This is a genomic window from Calditrichota bacterium, from assembly GCA_013152715.1.
Taxonomy (GTDB): Bacteria; Zhuqueibacterota; Zhuqueibacteria; order Thermofontimicrobiales; family Thermofontimicrobiaceae; genus 4484-87.
The window spans coordinates 1-23,113 of sequence record JAADFU010000207.1; the positions used below are offsets into that span (position 1 = coordinate 1).

A 23,113-nucleotide genomic window follows, 5' to 3' on the forward strand; every position below is an offset into this window, starting at 1 on the left:
GCGATCAGCGGAATGTCTTCCCGTCGATCTCGCAGTGGCGGCACATTGATGGTGACCACATTCAGCCGGTAATACAAATCCGCGCGAAAATTTCCTTTTTCAATTTCTTTCCACAGGTCTTTATTCGACGCCGTTAGAATGCGTGCATCCACGCGAACGGTTTTGTTGCCGCCGATTCGCGTGAACTCCTGATCTTGCAGGACGCGAAGAATTTTCGCCTGCGTGAAAATATTCATGTCGCCAATTTCGTCTAAAAACAGCGTGCCTTGATGCGCTTGCTCAAATTTGCCGATTCGTTTCTGGTACGCCCCTGTGAAAGCGCCTTTTTCGTGCCCAAACAGCTCGCTTTCTAACAGACTTTCCGGCAAGGCGGCGCAGTTGACTTTAATGAAAGGTTTCTCGTGACGAAGGCTGATAAATTGAATCAGGCTGGCAATAAGTTCCTTGCCGGTCCCGGTCTCGCCCTGAATCAGGATGCTGGCGTTGCTTTTTGCCACTTTTTTGATTAATTTCAAAATTTGCTTTATCTTCGGGCTTCGACTCACTAACGGATAATAATAATCGAAACCTAAATTTTTACCCCAACTTCTGGACAAATTGTCCGAAGTATCCAAGCTGGTCTCGGCCCAGCTCAGGTCCAATTCCTCTGCAAAGTTGTTCATGGTTGCCCTGTGATCGTTTTGGTTACCTTCTTCATTTAATTAATAAAAATGGACAACCCCAACCAGGTTTAGGCTGCAAATTCCCGGTTGTCGTGCTAAAAAAAACCTCGTTGGGGTTGTTAAGTTGTCAAATCAAAGTTGCCTGTGCTTTTTCTCTAAAATTTTTTGAAGAAGACCATGGTCGGAAAGAATCATTTTGTCATTCTTATTTACAAAATCTGTGCCAACTCCCAAAATAAAACCTCAAAATTCGTTTTGTTCAGTGAAAAAAGACGAAACTTGCCCGGATTTTACATGGATAATTATCTGTTTTTTCATCTATTAGCGACTTTTTCCTGCTATCGCCATTAATCTAAAGAAAAGTATCGCTAACAACCAAACAAAACCATTTTTATTTATTTTTGCTTAATCCGTGGTCGGAAAATGAACAAAATTTAGGCACTTTTAAAATTTTTATTAAAAATTCACCGAGCAATACCAAAAATAAAATTTTAAAAGCAAAAAGAGCCCTCATTAATAAAAATAAATTTTTTCAATGCGATTCATGATTATTGGGTTGTAAAATTGTGGCTTTTTCGAGGCAGAAAAGTAAATTTTGATGAGAATTAAAACAAAAAAAATCAGCGTGCGTGCAAATGAAAAGTTGTTATTTCGAACAGGCCAACAAATTTGCTAACAGCTTCTCTTGCAGGGGGTTACCCCTACGATAAAATTCAATCAAAAACGGTGTTTTATTTTTTAAAATTTTTGGCAAGCTGCAATTGCGCTTTCAACTTTTCAGAATTAAAAATCTTCCAATCAGGAATAATTCCCTGAGTATGCAAATAACGAGAAAGTCGAACGATGGCAGGAATTTTCAGGTGAGCCAATTGGAATTTATCCGGATTTTCAATCGCCTCTTCTTTGCTGCCGTCAAAAACAATTTTTCCGTTGACCAGAATAATCACGCGCATAGCTGCCTGCAGCGCCAAATCAAGCTGATGCGTGATCATCACAATTGTTACGCCCTGGTCGTTCAATAGCTGCAAAATTTCCATGATGCGCTTGCTTCCGGCAGAATCCAAGCCAGCCGTGGGCTCGTCCAAAATCAGCGCTTGCGGCGCCATGGCAAGCACTCCGGCGAGGGCCACACGTCTTTTTTCACCGCCGCTCAAATTATGAGGGGATCGATTTTTTATTTCATCGAAATTCATCCCCACTAAATTTAGCGCTTCTCGCACACGATTTTCTACTTCCTCTTCTGATAGCCGCAAATTTCGCGGGCCAAAAGCCACATCATCAAAAACAGTCTCGTCGAAAAGTTGAATCTCCGGAAATTGAAAAACCAAACCAATGCGCCGGCGCAAAATGTCACGCGGATATTTCTTTTCCCAAATATTTTTGCCATCCGCATAAACCTTTCCCGCTGTGGGCTTTAGCAGCCCAGTAATCTGCTGTAACAAAGTAGTCTTTCCGGCGCCGGAAGGCCCAATGATAGCAACAAATTCGCCGTCCTGAATTTTAAAACTTACATTTTCTAATACTCTATGCGCTTTCGGTGCTAATTGTTTATATGCGTAGCTCACATTTTCAAGTTCAATGGTCATCTTTCGTTTCCAATTTCCAATTTTTTCACCTCCGATGTTGCGTAACTGTCCGTCATTCCTGCGACGTGGTCAGCGACAATGCGAACAAATCTTTCGTTTTGAATAAAATCTTTTCTCTTTAAATTCAGGAAATCAATTTTAAAATTTCTTTTCAGCCGTTCAATGATATATGATGGCAATAGTTCCGGTCTTTTTAAATATCCCATAAAAATCTTTCGCAGAATTTCTTTGTTGGCATTTTTCATTTCACTGCCGGCACATTTGAAGATGATTTCCTGGTAAATAAAATGGTTCAATTCCATTTGCAGGGGGTCGACCGCTTCGCTGAATTGGACAATTACCTCGTCAAAAAAATGAAACCGCTTCTTTTTCCGATGAAAAGTTTTCAGATTTTGCAGTGTTTTATTAATCACATCGTCCACTAAAAAATTAATCAACGCCCGAATAATCCGATTTCGGTAGCCGTAGCGGTCTTTCGACAGCATTGATTTCAAATTCAAACTATCTTCGATTTTTCTCATTATTGCTATTTTTCTCACTTGTTCCAGCTCGACAAGTCCGGCGCGAATCCCGTCCTCAAGATCATGAGTGCGTTGGGCTATTTCATCGCAAATGGCGACAACTTGCCCCTCGAGTGTCATGGCGTGATCAAGTTCAAAATAGAGTCCTTCGTATTGAAAATCGGGATATTGATATTCTTCCCGCAAAAGGCGCGTGTGTTTCAAAATACCCTCGCGCACAAAAGCCGTTAGATTTAACCCATCAAAGTCGATATATTTTTTTTCAATAAAATCCAGCACGCGCAGACTCTGATAGTTGTGCTTAAAGCCGCCCAGATTTTTTCCGGTCAATAAGCTATCCAAATTATCCGTTCCGTCCAAAATCTGATTCAGCACAACTTCCCCGACATGACCAAAAGGAGTATGTCCCAAATCGTGCCCCAGAGCAATTGCCTCTACGAGTAACTCATTGAGTCCCAATGCTCTAGATAGAGTTCGCGACAATTGCGACACTTCAAGCGTGTGCGTGAGGCGAGTCCGGTAGTGATCACCCTCGCTAATGAGAAACACTTGCTGTTTATGCTTCAACCGGCGAAATGCTCGGGAATGAATTATTCGATCCCGATCTCGGTGAAAAGCGGTTCGATATGGGTGTTCCTTTTCCGCGTGCATGCGAGTTTTAACTGCCCCGCGGCTGCGAGTCGCGTAAGGTGCTAAACTTTTCTCCTCTAATTTTTCGTAAAATTCCCGATCATACAGCTTAAATTTCATAATCTGCCTTTTCTGCCAAATTTCTCGGCAAAATTCAAGTCAGCGAAACTCAAGAAATATTCTGTTTTTCAGACAACAGCGAGTTGATTTCACTCTTCAGCATAGTCCGCAAATCACGCGTATAACCGATGTGCTGGTAGCGGATTTTCCCGAACCGGTCAATCAAAAAATGAGACGGAAAACCAATCACGCCAAAAGCTTGTTTCGCATCATACCCGGAATGAAAAAGACGAAAATGAAACGGGTTTTCCTTCACGTATCGTTGCACAGAAACCGGCGTCTCAATGGAAACCCCTAAAAATTCCACTTCCGAGTCGCTCGGAAAATCCTTCATCAGTTGATTTAATTGGTAAATCTCCTGCCGCGAGGCATCGCTCCAGATGTCCCAGAATGACACTAAAACCACTTTTCCTTTGAAATCTGAAATTTTCACACTGTTACCGCCTAACTCTTTCAACAGACAATCTGGCGCTTGCCGCGACATTGATTTTAATTGTTCTTGAACTTTTTGCTGCAAATAATCAGTAAAATTTTTCCTATTTCCGCCGTCACCCAAAAATAGCCGCTGTGCTTTATTCATGGCGCTCTGCTGATTTTTATTAATCGCAATCGCGCGGCAGTAAGCAGTGAAAGCGCTGTCCTTTGCGCCCATCTGGCGGTATGTGTCGCCAATCTTTTCCCACTCAAACGCCGGAAAAAGCGAACCTTTGTCGATGCTTTCCCTTCTGCTCCTGATGGCGCCGCCAAAGTCGCCTTTTTTGTAAAAAACATCCGCCTGCGTGGAAAGAATATGGCACAAATTAAACGCCATTTCCCCGGTTCGCTCCGTCGGTCGCATCCAGGGATTACTTTGCAAATAATGAGCCGCATTGTTCTCTTTTTTTGCCTTTTCAATGAGCGCCTGACTCTCATCAATTTTTCCGGATTTCAAAGATAACGTTGCCAGCGTCAGCAAAACAGGAATATCATCAGGCGCGATTTCTAAATATTGGCGATAAAATTGGATTGCCCTGTTCGTATGCTGCCCTCGCTGATATTCGTCACCTAATCTGCGAAGGGCGATTTTGCGATATTCGTCATAAGGCGTATTTTTGGCGAAATTTTCTAAATTCGATAAAATAGCGTCTCTTTTGCCATTTCCGAGCAGGAAAGCCAGGGTATAACGAGCCCGCTCTGCTTCTTTTGAATGATTTTGACTGTTTATCATTTCTTTCCCTGCCACCAGAGCACGCGGCAGATCGTTCAGGAGTCTGAACGCCGTATCAAATTCCAAAAGGGATACGGAAAAATTATTTTTTACCGATCTTTTCAAGCTATCCAGTTTGCGAATGATCTCCTTCTTTTTCTGTTCTGCATTTATGGCGGTGGCAAGTTCAGATTGCCACAATGCAAATAATGCGCGATAATTTTCCGGATAAAGACTCAATTCTTTTCCCAGCACCTGCTTTGCTCTTTCAAAATCAGGTCTGGCGCCGGCATGACCTTCGCCCAGATAAATTTTCCCTTTCCTAAAATAGCCATTTTTCTTTGGGGTTCGTTTGTCTTTATCGTACAAAACAAAATTCCAGCCCCACTGATTGTTATCTTCCACTCTGCCACGCGCATCTTCAAATTTTACGCTGAGCAAGCAGTGCGCCGTGTCGGTCTGCAATTCTGCCTGCCAGATATCGCCCTTCAAATCCATCGGGACAATAATATTTTTTTCTGAATCGCCTCCATTAAGTTGTGCGATCATAATTATTTTTTGATCTTTTTTGTTTTTTGAAACAAGGCGGCGGGGCTTAAATTGTACTGTAATCTTTTCTCCGGCGATAGGCTTTTCCGGCTTCAGGCTCACGGTAACGTTCGGCGCTTTGCCACACGAGCCGACTATTGTGACAAGCACCAATACGACCAACCACATCTTCTGAGTTCTCATTTTACCTCCCTGAATCTATTGAAATTTCAAATCGTTTTCTTTTGTCAAAAGAAATAACATTTTTGATTTCAGCTTCCTTTAAAATTATGAGCGCCTCTGCGAAATGGCTTCCGACATCGGCAGGCGCGTGCGAGTCAGACCCCAAAACGAAGGGGATTTCCTTTTCTTTCGCCATTTGGACGATCCCTTTTCCGGGAAACGATTCATCCACGCCATTGGTTCTCAAACCGGAAGTGTTAATTTCCAGCGCCAATCCCTGTTGCGCAATTGTTTCCAGTGCCCTTTCTGCCAGGCGAAATTCTTCATTTCTCATTTCCCCCCAGAATTTTTTGGGCAAATCAAAATGAGCCACGACATCGAACAAACCGCTCCGCGCAGCTTGCTTAATTTTTTCAAAATACAAAGGAAAATACTTTTTTCGTTCCGTGCCCGGAAGTTCACTCAAGTAAACATATTCACCATTAACCGGACTCAACAAATAGTGCACGCTTCCGATGATGTAATCAAAAGGATAGCGGTCGATAAAATTCTGTAAAAATTTTTCTTCCTCGCTCAGATAATCTAATTCAATGCCCATTTTGACATCAATTTTTTCCTTGAATCTCTCGCGCAATGCAGAAATGCTCCGAACATAAATTTCCATTTCACGATCTGACATGCGAAAACGATTTTCGTAAACAGGCAGAAGCGGATTGTGATCGGAAAAGCCCAACGAAGCGAGTCCCACGCGGATGCCAGAGCGGACATATTCAATCATAGCGCCGGAAGCATGGTTGCAAAGAGAAGTGTGAATGTGAAGATCATGAAATTCCATGAGAGATTTTTATTGGTTGAATAATTCTTTCATTCGCTGGATCACATTTTTCTCCAGCCTGTTCATGACACTGGGATATTCAAAAATTCTTCCCCCCAATTTTTTGTAAATAATCTCAAATTCAGGAAATTGTTCGGATAGAATTTTCAGATGTTTTTCGATAGTTCCCAGGTCTCCACGAGCGGCAGGCCCTGTCAACGATTCCTGCAAGCCTCTTTTTCCGATGTTTTCAATTGTCGTCTTCACCAACGGCATAATCAATTTTTGCGCACTTTCTTCATCGACGCCAAGTTCTCGATAAAGTTCAACCACTATTGACAACAAAAAATTCACATAATTGGAAGCGAAAGTACATGCCAGATGATGGAGCGGCTTGGCTGATTTTGGTAAGACAATAAATTCTCCCTGCAAACGACGAATGAGCGACTTCGCCGCCGACAACGCCAGTTCATCGCCCTCAACCGCCCAGAAAATACCCCGCAGTTTTTTGTTGTCATCCTCTGCGCCGGAAAAAGTCCCCACCGGATGCATACTGCCAATTTTTACTCCGTATTTTGACAGCGGCTGCAAAACATCAGCGGACAACGATCCCGAACAATGGAAGGCAAACTGGACCAGCTTTTTCTCTGCAAACATTTGCGCCAGCTGCCGAGCGACAACGCGAATCCGATCATCGGAAACGCAGATAAAAATTGCGTCGCCCGAGGTCAAATCATCCAACTTGACGGAATATTTTTCCGCGATATCTTGCCTTTTCGCCCATTCCAATCTTTCCGGATCTCGGTCAAACAGCCCCAAGATTGAAAACCCACCCTCAGCGAGAGCCTTTGCTAAAGCAAAACCAACTCGTCCGGAACCGACGATAGAAATTCTGTTGATTTCTTTCATTCTTTCAAACTGCACCGTCAGGGTAATTTAATTTCACACGAGAAAAAACTGCCAAACTATCCGATTGAATCAATATCTTTTCAACTGCGCAAGATAGCAGAAAGTTCGGATTCGATCCGGCGCCACAAACCACTTACACGCTCATCGGAAGCAAAAACGAAAAAGGGCATAAAAAAAGGAGAGATGTTACTCTCTCCTTTATGCCCCATTTGAAAAAATTGAAGCGTTACTTAGATGTTGTCTGTTGAGGCGTTTGCTGTGTTTCTGGTTCTTCGGCCGCTTGCTGTGCCGGGGTTTGTGCCGCTGTGTCAGCCGGGGCTTGTTGCATTTGCTCAGTTTCAGGAGCCTTCTCGGCTTCTTTTTTCTTTGCGCAGCCCATCACAAACAACGCCAACATAGAAATGGTGAGTACGAAGACGACCAGCACTTTCAAAGCTTTCATCGGATTTCTCCTCCCTTAAATAATTAGTGGTTCATATTTTACGCTTTGGCCCCATTTTATTTTCAGCCCAAAGACAACGTACCTAATAATATAACATTTTATTAATATTTGTCAAGAAAAAAATGATTTAAATCGTTATTTTATCTAAAATCACCCGTAATATTGAACGCCGACCAGTACAAAGGGTGCGCATTAATGTTGTTTTTCACAAATAACACAGCTTGTTGCAATGCGCGTGCCCGCGAATAACCCTGATGCAAATATCTGAAAAATCGCTTTATCGTCACTGCCGTCGCCAGATCGTCCACTTTCCACAAACTGGACAGCAACGAAGACGCCCCGGCGTAAATGAAACTTCGCGACAAACCAACCACCTCATCGCCGACGCCGACTTTCGACAAACCAGTTTCGCACGCGCTCATTGCCACGAGATAGGCGTGGATGTCCAGACCAAATATTTCGTGAGCTTCCAGCCTGCCATCATTCTTGTCATCCGGCGCCAAAAGCAACGCCGAAAAAAGCGGATTCAAGGGATCAAATTCGCCATGGCAGGAGAAAAGCAACAAATTCGCATTTGCGCTCAATTCCTTGGCTTTCGTCTCCTGCGCTTCTTTTCCCAGAAACGCCTGTACATGAGGGTAAATCAACTCAATACTCTCAATCTCTTTCTTTGCAAAAGGCAAATCGTAGCGGGCATCTCCGACATCCGGATTTCCCAGCGCTAAAATATTCGGCTGCCAGTTTTTATTTGTGACAAACTCATCGCCCTTGTCCATACACGTCGCCCAGACCATGGCGCTCGGGCTCAGCGAAATAGTGTGTTTCTCAATCAAATATTTATTTTCTTCATCCAGCAAAGCGCTAAAAGGAAGGTAGTGAAGCACGCCGTGAGGAATAATGACCAAATGCGAATTTTCGTTCAGCGATTTTTCCACCGGCGAAAGCAAAAGACGATACAAATTTTTAAGAAGATTTTGTACCAATAATTGCTTCTGGATGGACTTTCTCAAAGTATCCACCAAAGCGTACAATTTCCGTTCGCTGATTTTTTGTTGCACAGCAAGCACGCGCCCATTGGAAATTGCCCACAAATACAACTTTTCCGCTGTGGTGAAATATTCCAACAGCAGCACACTATCCGGCAGCATTTTTTGAAAATATTCTATCGACTTCGGCTCTACTGAAATCATCGACGCCAATTCTGGATTCTGTTCTTTCAAATCCAAAAGAAACTGCTGATAAGCCGCTCGGAGAGAATCCAATTGTTGCGTCAACGCAGTTAATTTTTTCTTCTTTCCGGGCATATTCTGTAATCCAGACAATTTGAGCAGGCCCATCTCATTTTGCAACTGACTCATTGCTTCTTCAATGCGCCGCTTTTTGACGAAATCTTCTTCTTTCACTGCTCCGCGAAAATCGATTTTTTTGTTCGCCAGCAAGTCGGCAAAATTGCGCGATTTAGCGCGTTCAGCGATTTCAAATGCCTTTTTTTGTTGGTTTGAAGCCAGATAAAAATCGATCAGCGCGTAATACACGTCCAGTTTGTCATCGATGAAGCCAGACTTGTATTCTTCAATTTTAATTTTTGAACGCATCGTCTCAATGGTGGACATGGCACGCAAAAATGAACTCTCAGCCAATTGAGTTTTTCCCTGATCGCGATAAATTTTTGCTAAAGCAAAATAGGCGCGCCACGACACTTCCGGCACGAAGAGCTGCTCCGCCATTCCTCCGGCTAAACTGAGTGTGTCCTCTGCCGCTGCCATGTCCTGCATTTTTTGATGATACAAACCAATTTCGTACAAAGTCTGCACGAAATTTCTTCCGTCCAAAATTTTCTGGCTCAAACTCAGCGCTTTGTGCAAATTGGCGTAAGCATCGGCATAAAGAGATTGCGACAGTTGAATAGTTCCCAGATCGCGATAGTCATAACTCAAACCGCGCAATGCGCCGGATTTCTCGTCCAATTTGATCGCTTCCCGCAAATGAAAACTCGCCTCATCCATGCGCTTTGCGGTTCTGAACATCATGCTCAAATTTTTGTGTATCGTCGCCTGATCGATCAAAGATCCTGTTTCTTCTGCCAGCGACAATGCCTGCGTTTCAAATTCGATTGCTTTTTCCAGATCGCCCAGGCTCATGTGAATCAAGCCTTTCGTCGACAAAGCCACGGACTGGAATTTTTTATTTTCTAATTTTTTGAACAATGCCATAGCCTTTTTCTGGTATTGCAGCGCTTTTTGGTAATCCGCCATCTTCCAGTAAATATTTGCCAGATACTGCAAAGACAGCCCAATCCACTGGTTGGATTTCAATTTTTTCGCCAACTCATAGCCTTGCTGCTGCAACTCCAAAGCTTTCTGGTAATTTGCCAGTCTTTCGTGGCTCATTCCCAAATTTTGCAGCAGTTCCATTGAATTAGCGACATCACCGAAATTTTGAAAAATGTGCAGCGCCGCTTCCTGATCGTTAATGGCACGCGCGTATTGATCAAGATAAAGCAAAAATATTCTGCCGCGGTTTTTGAGACATTCCGCCACTTTCAGGCTATCCCCCAGAGCGCGGTATTCCTGAACTGCCTTACTGAAATTTTCCACAGCAGCGCTGTAGTCTCGGCTCTGTTCATAGACCAGTCCCAATCTGCGGTAGGAATCAGCAGCTTCTTCTTTCTGATGATATTTTTCAGCAATTTGCAAGTACTGTTTTTGATAGGAGATTGCCTTGTCGTAATCTTTATTTTGCGTGTAAAAATAAATCAAATAGCGCATTTGTTCGATGAGTTGCTCCCCGTCTCCGCTGTCTTTGGCGCGATCGACCAATTCTTTCTGGTAAAGAATCGCCCGCTCCCACATTTCTCCTTTTGCCGCAGAGTAAATGATCAATTGGTACAAATTAGCGATAGCATTTTGATCGCCCTGCTTTTTCGCCATCACCAGCGCCTGCTCGTAAGCATTCAGCGCGTCTCTCCATTTTTCTTCTTCGTAATATTGATTCCCCACCATGACTTTCGCCATAAATCTTTGCCGTGCGAATTCTTCCTCCTGCGCATTGGTCATTCCCTCAAATCCGACGGTCTGAAAAAACGCGTACGCAGAAGGCGGATATTTTTCCGCAGCCATCATTCGCTGAGCGCGAAAAAGCGCATCGGCCGGGGGATAATCAAAAAGGTAATCATAAAAATATTCCAAAAATTTTCCTGTGGTTTCAGTTTCTCTTCCCAAAATCAAACTGGGAACCCCGGCATAAATGAGCGATCTTTCAAATAACAATCGCGTGATTTCTGACTGAAAATTCCTTTTCAAAAGAAAGGCTGCCACCGACCCCTTGAAATTAATTTCGAAAATATCGCGCAAAAACACATCTGCATTTGATGTCTTCCCTGACAAAATTTTTGACATTAACGGATCGGAACGATTTTCCTCCATTTGAGAAGCAACAGCCATGAAATCCACAGAGGACATTTTCTCCAACAATGCTGCTGTCGTCTGATTTTTTTTCTTGTCCTCGCTGACATTGTAGCCCAATTCGGCAACAAGGTAAGTGTAATTCGGCTCATTTGCCCAGAAATAGTCCCCTTTGATTTTCCTATTGAGAAAGCTGTAATAGTATCCGGCAAAATCAGGCGCCACGACCACATTTCTCACCGCAGGAAACAATGGCACAGAGAATCGAATGAAATAATTGAAAGGAAGCTCAGCGAGGAAGGCATCCGGGACAAAAATCAATGTCCGGTAATTTTCTAACGCTGTCGCAATGGGATCGATCAAAATTTTTCGCAAATCACGGGCATAAATTTCCGCCTCAGCGCTGTCGATGTTTTGGATGTAATTTTTTATTTTTAATTTCACCTTCGCCGGTTCAATTTCCACCTGCGCCATCGCCACAGAATCTTCATTGATCACCCAGATATTGAGCTTTTTCCCAGTGAAAAAATAATCAACGATTACACGCGAGCCCCCTAAAATGCGTTGAACTTCTCCCGTGGACACCGGGTCGGGACTGATCAGCGCCTCTAATTCAGGATCTTCGCTTTTTAAGTCTTTCAACAATTTCGCGTACTCATCTTCGTAATTTTTTTTCTGCTTTGTCCACATCACCAAATCTTGCTGCGACGCGTTTCCCACTTCACGCGCGCGGCGCAATTTCTCATCCAGCGCGGTAATTTCCCGAGACAAATAGCGCGCATTGCCGAGAAAAATTTTGTGTCGCTCTTTCTTAAGACGCAGGCGGTGATTGCTGATCAGGCTCAGAAAATTCACACCGCGATATTTTTCTGCAAGCTGCAGTGCCGCCTCTGTTTTTCTTTTATCCAATTGAAAACGAATCGCCGCTTCAAATAATTGGCGCACTTTGTCCAAATAAATCGGCGAAATGCGATATTTTTTGGCACTTAAAATCGAACGATCAAGGGATTCAATCGCTTCAGTGAAATAGAAATCCGCACTTTTAATCCGCAGATCATTTTTACCTTTATAAATTTGCGCTAATTTCGCCAGAGAAAAATCAATCTCCCAGAGCTTCTGATAACCGTTCGTCTGATAAGCTAATTTTCTGGCATCGGTCAATTTTTTCAATGCCGGTTCTATTTCGCCAAGGCGGGAGCTAATTGCGGACAGGTTCTGATCGGCGTAGATTTTCAGATTGTCCAATCCGTTTTCGCTGCACAAATTCTCCGCCTGACGATAACAGCTATCCGCTATTGCCCACTTTTCCCAGATGCGCAGGTTTTCAGACAATAAATTTTCCAAATCACTATCGCGGTTAACTAATTGGGACGCTGTGGATTGCAGAAAATGCAAATTACCGGCTAAAATGTAAAGTTGGGCTAAATCGCGTTTGAAACCGTAAGTCAATTTTTCAATTTTCGGAATGACCGCCTGGGTTATCTCCAGGCTGCGGATCAATCGCCGTTCTGCTTTTTCATCCACCTCAATGTTTGTGGTGTCCGGCAATAATTTCAATTTATTCACCACAACGGCCAGCGCGCTCAAATTCACCGCATTCATCACCTGCCCGGGCAATATTTCTTCCTTGCGACAAATTTGATAGGAATGATAAAATTGGTCCCACGATTCGGAATAGTCCGCTTTGAGATAATACAAATAGCCAATGTTGTTTAAAAAAATCGCCTCGGCGACCTTGTCTTTTTTTTGCTGGTAGATTTTCAACTTCTGCTTCAGATAACTGATTGCATGATCCACATTGCGCTGTCCCAGGGCAGCATTTCCCAAAATCGAATAAATCAACGCGATTTCCTCGTCGGTGGTAAAACCTCCGGCTGCTGTTGATTGGCCGGCGCTAATTTGTCCCAGGTTGTAAACCGGAATTTCCCAGCCAAGAATGCCGATTTTTATCCAATTGGGCTCGGCATTAATGCGTTTGACCTTTCCTGATTGAATCAATCCGATGGCTAACTTCGCGTAGCGCACCGCCTCTTCCTCGTCATTGAGCAGCAAAAAATTGTAAGCAATACTGCGATAATCAGTTTCCAACTGATTGTAACGACGATGTTTCCTGTCAAATTTCGCCGCTTGTTTGAAATATTCAATGGAAAGATCGTAATCGCCGGCTAATTGATAGAGCAGCGCCAGTCTTTTTGTGGAAATATTCGCTGCTTTCTGGTCGCCGAGATCAATCAATAATTTTATCGCTCTTTTGAGAAAATAGGGTCCTTTTTCAAAATCTTCAACAACCAAAGCACAATGTCCCATTTTGCGAAAAACTTCCGCCTCAACGCGCTCATTGACAAAAGTCGAATCATATTTCAGTTTTATTTGATAATAATGATACGCTTTTTCAAAACCAAATTCTTTCAGATTATAAAAATTCGACGCCAAATTTAGCGCTAACTCGCTCTCTAACTTGGGATTAGCATTTTCGTCATTTAGCGCAATCGCCGTCGTCAAGGCGTCAATTGCCTTTTCGTAGTAACGTTTCTGGCCTTTTTCCTTTTGAAAAGTGATGGTTTGAAAAATCGACTTCACCGGCGCGATTGCCGCATCGAACGCGCGCTCGAAAAATGATTTCTGCAAACTTGCTTTTGCGGCACCATATTTTTCCAGCGTCTCGTAGTTAAAACTCAGTGTCAAGTAAGCTTGTATCATGCGATAGTCTTTGGAAAGAGCTTTCTCGATAAGCTGCACTGATTTTTCCATCAACTCAGGGTTCAAATCCAGCGCCTGTCCCGTGCGATCCCTTTTTTCGGTCGCCTGGTAGGAGTAACATAGCCCCAACAAATACAAATATTTTTCCTGAAAAGGATATTTTTCAAGACGATTTTCATAAAAACGAATCGCATCATCGATACGACCCAGTTGGTAAAGCGAAGCCACCATGCCGCGATTTGCGTCCAGATGAGTTGGCATCAGCGCGACTGCTTGACGAAACCGATTATAGGCAGCATTCACTTCTCCGTAACGTTGAAAATTTGACCCCGTCTCCAGATATAGATTGAAAAGCCGCTCCTCTGCCTCGATGCCAAATTTTCCGTTTTCAACAGAAATATATTTTGCCGCAACTTCCTTGTAAGCCCTGATGGCGCCGATGTCATCATCTCGAATCAGCAAAATTTTTCCCAGGAATAAAAGCGCCCTGGCTGTTTCTGCCGGCAATTCGGAAAAATCAGACTGTAGGGCACGCAGTTCTTGCACCGCGGCGGCGTAATCTTTTTGCTGATAAAAAATTTCTGCGATGCGATAGCGCGCTCTGGCGCCGAGACGAGGGTAATCGGAATAATTTTGAATGAGTAGCCGCAGAGACGAAATTGTCTGATAGGGGTCGTCTTCCTCAGCGAGAGCCAAAATTTTATCCAGCGCCTGATTGACAAAGTTTGTTTCGGACGGATAAAATTGAGGCACTTTCAGATAAACGGAAATTACTTCCTCTTTCTGACCGAAAAGCGAAAAAACATCACCAATTAAAAGTTGGGCTTGGGCGCAACGCGCGATCTCGTGCGGATACGAGGAAATCAATTTTTCTAATTTCTGAATCGCTGTTGTATATTTTTTTTTCAAAAAATAAAGTTCAGCCAGATACAATTGTGCTTCCGCTTCGACGGGGCTAATGCCCGCTGCCTGCTTTTTAATTTTCTCTAATTTTTCCACTTGCGCCTGAAAAGAATCAATCTTTTTTGCACGATCCAATTCAAATAACCGTAAACTTGCCCTGCCGACTAATTCACGATTTTGCGGAAATAATTTGATAATTTCTTCCAAATAAGACCTGGCAACCAACGTGTCGCCCATGAAAGCGTACGTTCTCGCCAACTCGTAATAGGTTTCGCCGAAACGCGCGTGTTGTTCCGGGAAAAAATCAAACACCCGTTGAAAAGCCAACAAACGATAGGCTAACTCCGTGGGAGACAATGAATTACTTCGACCGAACAGTAAATCTGTTTCTGGCAAAGGAAAATATGATTTGGCAAATTGAAACTGAACAAAGGCATCGTCAAACCGGGGAATTGCGCCGTCTTCGCTGACGCTGAAAATATCTTCTGCACCGCCCCGGCGAGACACAAAATAAATCATGGAATCCGGCGAACCGACAGCATAAAAATCGTATTCAAGCGCGGGAATTAATTTGATCTCTTGAAAAGATAAAATCTGTTGCGGCTCCCGCTGCCGAACATGAAAATCAGACAGCGCAGAACCCGGGGGACTCGTCTGATTTTGTCGAAAATTTGAGGTCAAAATCGAGCGCCAGTTTAGTTGCACTTTCCACAATTCAGGCTGATCGTCAGGCGTGAGCAAACCATCCCTGTCGGTATCGTTCGCGTAACGTGTGAAAAAGATTTCGTTTCTTTGGGGATGCCAGCGAGGAAAGGCGTCGTTCGTTCTGCCGTCAGTGACTGGTTGCACAGATTTAATTTCAATATTTGTCCCGGAAAAATCAATTTCTCCGATGAAAATTTGTCCGTAATTTTTCGGCGGAAGGAATGCGGCAAAACACAGATATTTCCCGTCCGGCGACCAGCTCGGATGCGTTGCTTTCATGGGCGAAAGCTGAAAAATCTGCCAATCCCTCATGCGAATCAGATAGAGCCGAAAAGTGCCGTCCCTGTCTGACGAGAAAGCAATGTATTTTCCGTTTGGCGAAAATGAGGGGTAGAGATCAGCGCCCAGATATTTGGTAATTCGAAGCGGGGCGCCATGAGGAAAAACGCCATATTTTCGTACTTTTATCGGGACGATCCACAAATCACCCTGCGCATCCTCGCGATAAGAGACAAACACCAAATTTTTCCCGTCAGGCGCCCAACAGGGCATAATGTCATCGGATTTGTGTTTTGTGATTTGAATTGCCGAACCGCCGGCGACGGGCTTCACCCAAATGTCCATATTGCCGCTGCGTTTAGAGGCAAAAGCGACCCATTTTCCATCTGGCGAAACAGCGGGAAACATATCCGTTTCCGGATGCGTGGTAATTTGCTCATAAATTTGCGTCAGATCAAAACCCGTGGAGCTTCTTGCACGCGCCGTTTTTTTGGGCTGTTCAAAGAAAAAATTCTTGTAATGAGCGCACGAGAGAAAAATGGCGCTCGCGAGCAAAATTTGTAGGAACAAACGCGGTAAGATAGACTTGATTATTTTCATCGCTCGGCTTCAGTTAAAATGAACCCCACAAATAAAAAGATCATGTCATGGCAAGCCAGGCATGATCTTTTTATTGCTCTGATTCATTCATTCGCTTTATTTTTTCTCAGCTTGTTTTTGCACCCATTCGCCGCTGTCCAATTGAATCCAGGAGCCGGACGCAACATTGTCCTGATTCATTTTCGCGAAAATATGCCCGACATTTTGTTCGCCGGCTTTGGCAGCATCTTCGTTCAAAACAATAATGCGATCCATGATAATTTTTCGGTATTCATTTTCCGACTGGACTATTTTTTCCACGCGATTTTTCAACGTCTCGTCACTGCCGATTTTCTCGGGATGAATAATCTCCAAAAAGCCGCGATTATTTTCGCCGACAATACCGGCTTTCAAAAATTCGTCCACATCGTCTTTATTAAATTTTCTTCCCTGAACCGCCTCTAAAACTTTCTTTTTATTTTCCGACATTTTGGGTTGAGGCGCCGTGTTGCCCACCGACCTCACCGAAGTCAATGTCCAGACATCTTCTTCAATCTGTTCGTACGTTCCGATGACCTGATTTTCCAGCGCCGTTTTTTCTCCGGTAACACTGACTTCCGGCGCCTTCACGCTGCAATACACCAACAGCAGCACCAACGCCAGACTCCAAACGAGGATTTTTTTTCTGTGAATCATTTTTGCCTCCTGACGTGCAATTTTCAAAAAAATTATTTCCGCATAAACTCAAAAAAAGTGCGCAGCGCTCGCGATACAGCAGATAGTAAAGTAGCAAATTCCACAAACGGTTGACTAACTCGTTCGTTGAGCGTTTTTTCAATTTGAGTAATCCGCGCCACGGTTTCTTTGATATTTCCGACGCCCTGTTCGACCATCCCCACTTGCTTTTGTACCGACTGAACGATACGCTTGACATCATTCACGACAATCGTCAAATCGTGGGAAATCGGTACGATTTGCTGGCGCGTCACTTCCATGAGTTTTTCGGCTTCGCGGGCGGTGCGTCGAATCTGCGCCAGTGCAACCAACAGACCGATCACAAAAATCACAATAAAAACCGCGATCACAACAATGCTAATTTCAACAAGCATATTTTCCTCCGCCCGAATTTTTATTTTTTGTCTTTTGTCATTTCATCGTCAAACGCCTGCTTGCTGGCTTCGATCGCTTTGGAAATTTTTCCGCGCTTTTTGGGCGAAGCTTTTTTCTTTTCTCCCTCTTCTGGCTCAACGTCTTTCTCCGGAGACATCTTTTTCTTCAAATCGTCAGCCACTCTTTTGCTTTCAGCCAAAATTTGTTCGTATTTTGTTCTGGCTTCTTCAAATTTTTTCTCCGCTTCCTGGCGAAGTTGTTCGGCTCTCTTCAAAGCGTCGGCGAATTTTTCTTCGGAAAAACTTCTGGCATCGGAATAAAATTTTTCCGCATCGCCCAACAACTCATCTGATTTTTCTCTCAAATCTTTGCGCAATTCATCGCCTTTTTTGGGCGCGTACAACAGAGCTAATCCGGCGCCAATTAATCCGCCGAAAACCAACCCTTTGAAAAATGACCCGCCGTCAGATTTTTCGTCGCTCATGGGGCACTCCTTAATTTTTTTTGTCCGAGTTTCTTTATATTTCAAATTACTACAAAAATCATTGAAAATCAAGGGATTTTTGCATTCCCCGAAATCTCACTGTTTTAATTTTCCATATTGAAAGAGTATCTTTGTTTGTTTTGATCTTCGCAATGAAACTACCTACCTTTTGTTACGTAAAGGAACTTTAAACTGTTCCTTGTTAAATTTATTATTTTTTAAAAAATGTGTTGATTTTTTTAATTAAAACCCTTAATTTCATTTTTAATAGAATAACGGGGCTCTATGAAACGCAAAAAAATCGGATTAGCACTGAGCGGCGGCGCTGTTTTAGGCATTGCCCATCTCGGCGTCATCAAAGCGCTCGAAGAAAAAAATATCACTTTTGACATTATTGCCGGTACCAGCGCCGGATCGCTCGTCGGTGCCTTTCTCGCTGCGGGCTACACTGTCCAACAGCTTTATTCCATGACCAAAAATATTTCCTGGGACGTTCTGGGAAAAGTAACCATTCCCACTAAAGGTCTTTTGAACAGCCATGCGCTGCAAGATTTCATTGAAAAAGAATTGCACAATGTCGCAATAGAACAATTGCCAAAACCTTTCGCCGCCGTCGGCGTTGATTTGACATCCGGGAAACAGGTCGTTTTTCGCAGCGGCCCTGTTTCCGAGGCGGTTCGTGCCAGTTGTGCCATTCCCGGCGTTTTTACTCCGCTCATCAGAGACGAAAAAGTCATCGTGGACGGTGGCGTGCTCAATTTTTTACCCACAGATGTGGCGCGCGACATGGGCGCAGACTATGTCATCGGCGTTAAGCTCACGCCGTCGATCACGCCGAACAAACCGCCGCAAAATATTATCCAGATTCTCGTCAATTCTTTTACGCTGGCGCTCAGTCAAATTGCAGAGCACGCGCCAGCCGGGGACTTTACAATTACCCCGGATTTAGTCGGCCTCAATCCGCACGATTTCAAGCAGGCGGACGATCTTTTCGAGCGCGGCTATCAGGCGGGACTTCAATCCGCCGACCGCATCGCTGATGAAATCAGCAAATTAGCAATAATCAAAAAAGTTGTACAGAAAATAAAAAACGACTAACTCAGGAGGCTGGTGTGTCAGTTCTGAAACTGGATCATGTTTACAAATCGTTCAAAGAAATTCATGCAGTGGACGATTTGAGCCTTGAATTGCCGGAAGGCGTCATTTTTGGGCTTTTGGGTCCCAATGGCGCGGGCAAAACGACTGCGATCCGCATGATAATGGAAATCATCATCCCGGATAAGGGTCAAATCTATCTTCTGAATCAACCGAATTCACAAAAGTTGCGCGATAAAGTCGGCTATCTTCCCGAGGAACGCGGCTTGTATCGCAAAATGAAAGTCAAAGAGCTGCTCAGTTTTATGGCGGAACTGAAGGGGATGAAATCGTCGGCGGCTCACAAAAAAATCGACTACTGGCTGGAACGATTTGATCTCGCCGAATGGGGCGCCAAGAAAGCAGAAGAGTTATCCCGCGGTATGCAGCAAAAAGTGCAATTTATCACCACCATCATCCACGAGCCGCAACTTATCATCCTGGACGAACCATTTACCGGGCTGGATCCTGTGAATGCGGAGCTGTTGAAAAACGTCATTTTGGAACAAAGAGAACGCGGCGCGACAATCGTTTTTTCCACGCATTTGATGGAACAGGTGGAAAAGCTCTGTGATTCAATTTGTTTGATCAACGAAGGCAAATCGGTTCTCAAAGGCGACATTCGCGAAATCAAGAAAAACTTTCGAAGAAATTCATTGCTATTAGAATTCGAGGGAGAGGCCAGGTTTCTCGACGATAAAAAATTAGTGAAAAAATTCACCATGACCGACCATGTCGCTGAAATTTATCCTGCCGAAGGAAAAACAACGCAGGATGTTTTGCGGCAGGCGCTAAATGAAGTTACTGTAAATAAATTTGAAGTCATGGAACCTTCACTGCGCGAAATATTCATTAACACAGTAACAAATTGAAAAAACAAGGAGATAAGCTGTGAATAAATTTTTGACAATTTTCAAACGCGAATATCTCTCACGCGTAAAAACCAAGGGCTTCATCATCGGAACAGTTCTCACTCCAATTTTGCTCATCGGTTTAACCCTTGGCCCGGGACTCCTGTTTCGACTCTCTTCGGAAAAAATCAGACACTACGCTGTGATCGACATGAGCGACATTGTCTATGACGAATTCGTCAAAGCGATGAACGACACCCTTTCCACCGGCGAGCCGATGTACGTTTTGCAGCGCGTCAACGCCACAAACGAAACACTGGAAGCAGAGAAGGAAAAGTTGGCCAAAGCCGTGGACAGCGACAAATTAGACGGCTATTTTGTAATTCCGGCAGATGTCGTCCAATCCAACAAGTCTGAGTATTACGCGAAAAACATGAACGATTTTGAACGAAATATAATGTATCAAAACATCATTTCCCGTGTTATCACAAATTACCGGCTCAAGCAGAGTAATCTCGATCCAAAAATAATCAAAAATCTAACCCGACGCATTGATTTGAAAACATTCAAAATTGAAAAGGGTGGCAAAGAAAAAGAAGACAGGGGCTTTTCTTTTGTGATTACTTTTGTGATGCTCTTTTTTCTGTACATGGCGCTAATCATGTACGGCGTCTTTGTCATGCGCAGTGTTTACGAGGAAAAAACATCGCGCGTAGTGGAAATGATTGTGTCTTCGTGTCGGCCCTTCCAACTCATGGCGGGAAAAGTGCTTGGCGTTGGCGCTGTCGGTCTCACTCAATACGCCATCTGGACCGGAGTTGCTGCCTTGCTCACAATTTACGCGGGGAGCATCATCGCCATGGTGGCGCCTTCGGCGGCAAGCGTGCCCATTCCGACCATACCGATTTCCGTGTTAGTCTATTTTATCATTTTCTTTGTGCTGGGTTACTTGTTATTTGCCACGCTGTACGCCATGGTCGGCTCCATGGTCAACTCGGATCAGGACGCGCAACAATTCCAGTTTCCGGTAATGATTTTCATCATTCTCGCTTTCTTTCTGGCATTTTACATCATCCGCAATCCGGACACGACCTTGGCGAAGTTCGCTTCGTTTTTTCCGCTCTTTTCGCCAATCACCATGTTCACAAGAATTTCCGTACAGGCGCCGCCCTTCGGGGAAATTTTGTTGTCCATTGTCATTTTGATTTTAACAATCATATTTTTCATCTGGCTGGCGGCGAAGATTTTCCGGGTAGGGATTTTGATGTACGGCAAGAGGCCGACTTTGCCCGAAATTATCAATTGGCTGAAATATTAGATGAGGCCGCGATTTTAAAAACCCGATTTCTCAAAGAAATCGGGTTTTTTCTTACTTCCTTCTTCCCAAAAACACCATCCGTTTCACAGATGTTTGATTTTTAAATTTTATCTGACAAAAATATATTCCCGCTGCCATTCTCTGCTCAGACGAATTCAATCCGTCCCAATAGCGCACATAGTGTCCCGCCGAATGAAAATCATCGACGATGGTTTTGACTTTTTGACCGAGAATGTTGTAAATAGTAATTTTCACATCTCCCGGCTGACCGAGATCGTATTTTATCGCTGTGATGTTTTCAAATGGATTCGGTGCGTTCTGAAATAAAATGAAATCTTCAGGCAGCGGCTTATTTTTTCTTGCGCTGGAATCAAATGCCACAAAAGAAAAATAATCCCGCGGAGCAAAATAGGGATGCGTTTTTCGATCGCCAGAGACATCGCGGGCTGAAAAATACAATTTCACTAACGAGCCATCCGGTTGCGGCGGAATCCAGGCATGATAAGCGTTTTCCTGATCGACTTTTGTCAAAGCCAATTTTTGAAAATGAGAATTTTCTTCGGTCAAATAATAGACAAATAATGAGTCGGGAACCAGATCATACTTTGAAAAAATTTTGATGGTCACACCATGTCCCTGCTGGCGGTCGTGGGTAATTTCCGGCATGTTGCTGAAAAACAGCCCATGATAAAAAATTGCCTCGTAAGCGTCAACAATTCCCCAGCCGATATCGTTGTTCGGATTTTCCGCATTGGACGCCGTCTCTCGCAGCGCTTTTGCCACCTGATACGGCGACAGATAAGGATGAGCCTCTAAAATCAGCGCGGCAACTCCGGCGACAAGCGGACAGGAAAGCGAAGTTCCGCTGGCTCGGCGATAACCATCCACAGTTCCGGCAGTTGCGCCGCGAACGCTCACGCCCATGGCGTCGACATCCGGCTTGATCCTTCCGTCTGCTGTAGGGCCCCGGGAACTAAAACTTGCTAATTCTCCATCACTGCTTACAGCGCCCACAGAAATTACATCTTCTGCATCGGCAGGTGCAATCATGTAGTGCCAACTATTGTTGCCTTCGTTTCCCATACTATTGACGACGACAACGCCTTTCTGCGCCGCCATTTCCGCCGCCTGTGTGGTGACGGCAGTCGTGCCGTCCATGTCTTTGTAAGAATACCAATCCAGATAGCCGAGCGAACTACTCACCACATCGACGCCGTTCCTCTCCAGCCATTCCAGTCCGGCGACCCAGAAATCTTCTTCCGCCGGATATTCATTGCTCACATCTTCGGTTTTCGCCAGATAAAATGTCGCGCCGTACGCCGGGCCGATTAATTTTTCCGGCGCAAAACCTCCGATGGCCGACAGCGTCAGGGTGCCGTGACTTTGCTGCGAGCTGAGATCACCAGCCTCATTTTGCGTCACACTGTCCTGATTAATGAAATCGTACTCACCAACAACATTGAGATGTAGAAACGCCTCGTGATATTTGTAATCAAAGCCGGTATCCAGCATACCAATGATCACGCCGCTGCCGTCAAATCCCAAATCGTGAACGTCGGTGACGCGAATGAGCTCGTTCTGCGTGAGCGAGGGTCCGTAATCCAGACGATGCGACTGAGGCTTGTGCAGAAAAAATTCTTCTGCCGGCAGCGGTTTTTCTCGCCGGAATTTTGCCACCGGCTGGATTTTTCTCACAAAGCCCAACCGCAAAATTTGTCGCCGCGTATTTTCATTCACTTCCGCACTGACGGCATTAAGCCAGCGGGATTGAACGATTGGGTTCACGCCGATATTTTTTAGCGCTAACAGATATTCAGCCGAAATTTCCACATCGCTCTCATCGACGACATCGCCCATGACGCGCACTTTTTCGCGGCGCTGAAGCGTCCGTGCTGAGAGTTCCTTTTTGACTTGTTCGATCTGGCGAGTAAGTTGGTAGGGCGAGTTACCTTTGTCCCTGAAAAAAATCCAATACTTCTCCGCCGCAAAGCCTGAAATTGGTATTACAGCACAAACTAACAAGAGAATTATTTTTCGAATCATTTCTTCATCCGTTTTTTTCGCT

At 44.2% G+C, this 23,113-nt stretch carries 15 protein-coding genes; 3 read left to right on the top strand and 12 right to left on the bottom strand.

What is annotated here, in order from left to right; translation table 11 throughout:
• The 11 genes from GXO74_16565 to GXO74_16615 all read right to left on the bottom strand — a co-directional run.
• A partial coding sequence (locus GXO74_16565; protein NOZ63268.1) for a sigma-54-dependent Fis family transcriptional regulator occupies nucleotides 1–662 on the bottom strand: 662 nt, incomplete at its 3' end.
• A 731-nt stretch (nucleotides 663–1,393) separates the two neighbouring features.
• Entirely contained in the window at nucleotides 1,394–2,248 is an 855-nt protein-coding gene (locus GXO74_16570) for an energy-coupling factor transporter ATPase (GenBank protein ID NOZ63269.1), read from the bottom strand.
• Nucleotides 2,245–3,519 (bottom strand): dNTP triphosphohydrolase, encoded by a 1,275-nt coding sequence (dgt, locus tag GXO74_16575; GenBank protein ID NOZ63270.1) that lies wholly within the window; start codon nucleotides 3,517–3,519, stop codon nucleotides 2,245–2,247. Before dgt ends, GXO74_16570 begins: the two co-directional genes overlap by 4 nt.
• Before the next feature lie 49 nt (nucleotides 3,520–3,568).
• Nucleotides 3,569–5,437, bottom strand: coding sequence for a redoxin domain-containing protein (locus tag GXO74_16580; protein ID NOZ63271.1), 1,869 nt, complete (start codon nucleotides 5,435–5,437; stop codon nucleotides 3,569–3,571).
• A 1-nt stretch (nucleotide 5,438) separates the two neighbouring features.
• Complete coding sequence (locus GXO74_16585) at nucleotides 5,439–6,251, bottom strand: histidinol-phosphatase (GenBank protein ID NOZ63272.1); 813 nt, start codon at nucleotides 6,249–6,251, stop codon at nucleotides 5,439–5,441.
• A gap of 9 nt (nucleotides 6,252–6,260) precedes the next feature.
• The gene (locus GXO74_16590; GenBank protein NOZ63273.1) at nucleotides 6,261–7,139 is read right to left on the bottom strand and encodes a DUF2520 domain-containing protein; all 879 of its coding nucleotides are present in this window, start codon (nucleotides 7,137–7,139) and stop codon (nucleotides 6,261–6,263) included.
• A gap of 226 nt (nucleotides 7,140–7,365) precedes the next feature.
• The gene (locus GXO74_16595; GenBank protein NOZ63274.1) at nucleotides 7,366–7,581 is read right to left on the bottom strand and encodes a hypothetical protein; all 216 of its coding nucleotides are present in this window, start codon (nucleotides 7,579–7,581) and stop codon (nucleotides 7,366–7,368) included.
• 140 nt (nucleotides 7,582–7,721) lie between these two features.
• Complete coding sequence (locus GXO74_16600; GenBank protein NOZ63275.1) at nucleotides 7,722–16,172, bottom strand: CHAT domain-containing protein; 8,451 nt, start codon at nucleotides 16,170–16,172, stop codon at nucleotides 7,722–7,724.
• Between the two features lie 96 nt (nucleotides 16,173–16,268).
• Nucleotides 16,269–16,847 carry a YdbL family protein gene (locus GXO74_16605; protein NOZ63276.1) on the bottom strand — a complete coding sequence of 193 codons (579 nt, stop codon included), beginning with the start codon at nucleotides 16,845–16,847 and terminating at the stop codon, nucleotides 16,269–16,271.
• Nucleotides 16,848–16,879: 32 nt separating this feature from the next.
• On the bottom strand, nucleotides 16,880–17,260 hold the full coding sequence (locus tag GXO74_16610; protein ID NOZ63277.1) for a DUF948 domain-containing protein: 381 nt from the start codon (nucleotides 17,258–17,260) through the stop codon (nucleotides 16,880–16,882).
• Between the two features lie 20 nt (nucleotides 17,261–17,280).
• Entirely contained in the window at nucleotides 17,281–17,745 is a 465-nt protein-coding gene (locus GXO74_16615) for a hypothetical protein (GenBank protein NOZ63278.1), read from the bottom strand.
• 285 nt (nucleotides 17,746–18,030) lie between these two features.
• On the opposite strand from GXO74_16615, the gene GXO74_16620 reads away from it, so the two are divergent.
• From GXO74_16620 to GXO74_16630, 3 genes are read left to right on the top strand one after another with little or no spacing between them, the layout of a single operon-like run.
• Nucleotides 18,031–18,843: a patatin-like phospholipase family protein gene (locus tag GXO74_16620; protein NOZ63279.1), complete on the top strand. Its 813-nt coding sequence runs from the start codon at nucleotides 18,031–18,033 to the stop codon at nucleotides 18,841–18,843.
• A gap of 14 nt (nucleotides 18,844–18,857) precedes the next feature.
• Nucleotides 18,858–19,751, top strand: coding sequence for an ATP-binding cassette domain-containing protein (locus GXO74_16625; protein NOZ63280.1), 894 nt, complete (start codon nucleotides 18,858–18,860; stop codon nucleotides 19,749–19,751).
• Nucleotides 19,752–19,770: 19 nt separating this feature from the next.
• The gene (locus GXO74_16630) at nucleotides 19,771–21,048 is read left to right on the top strand and encodes an ABC transporter permease (GenBank protein ID NOZ63281.1); all 1,278 of its coding nucleotides are present in this window, start codon (nucleotides 19,771–19,773) and stop codon (nucleotides 21,046–21,048) included.
• 51 nt (nucleotides 21,049–21,099) lie between these two features.
• On the opposite strand, the gene GXO74_16635 is transcribed toward GXO74_16630, so the two are convergent.
• On the bottom strand, nucleotides 21,100–23,091 hold the full coding sequence (locus tag GXO74_16635) for a S8 family serine peptidase (GenBank protein ID NOZ63282.1): 1,992 nt from the start codon (nucleotides 23,089–23,091) through the stop codon (nucleotides 21,100–21,102).
• Between the last annotated feature and the right edge of the window lie 22 nt (nucleotides 23,092–23,113).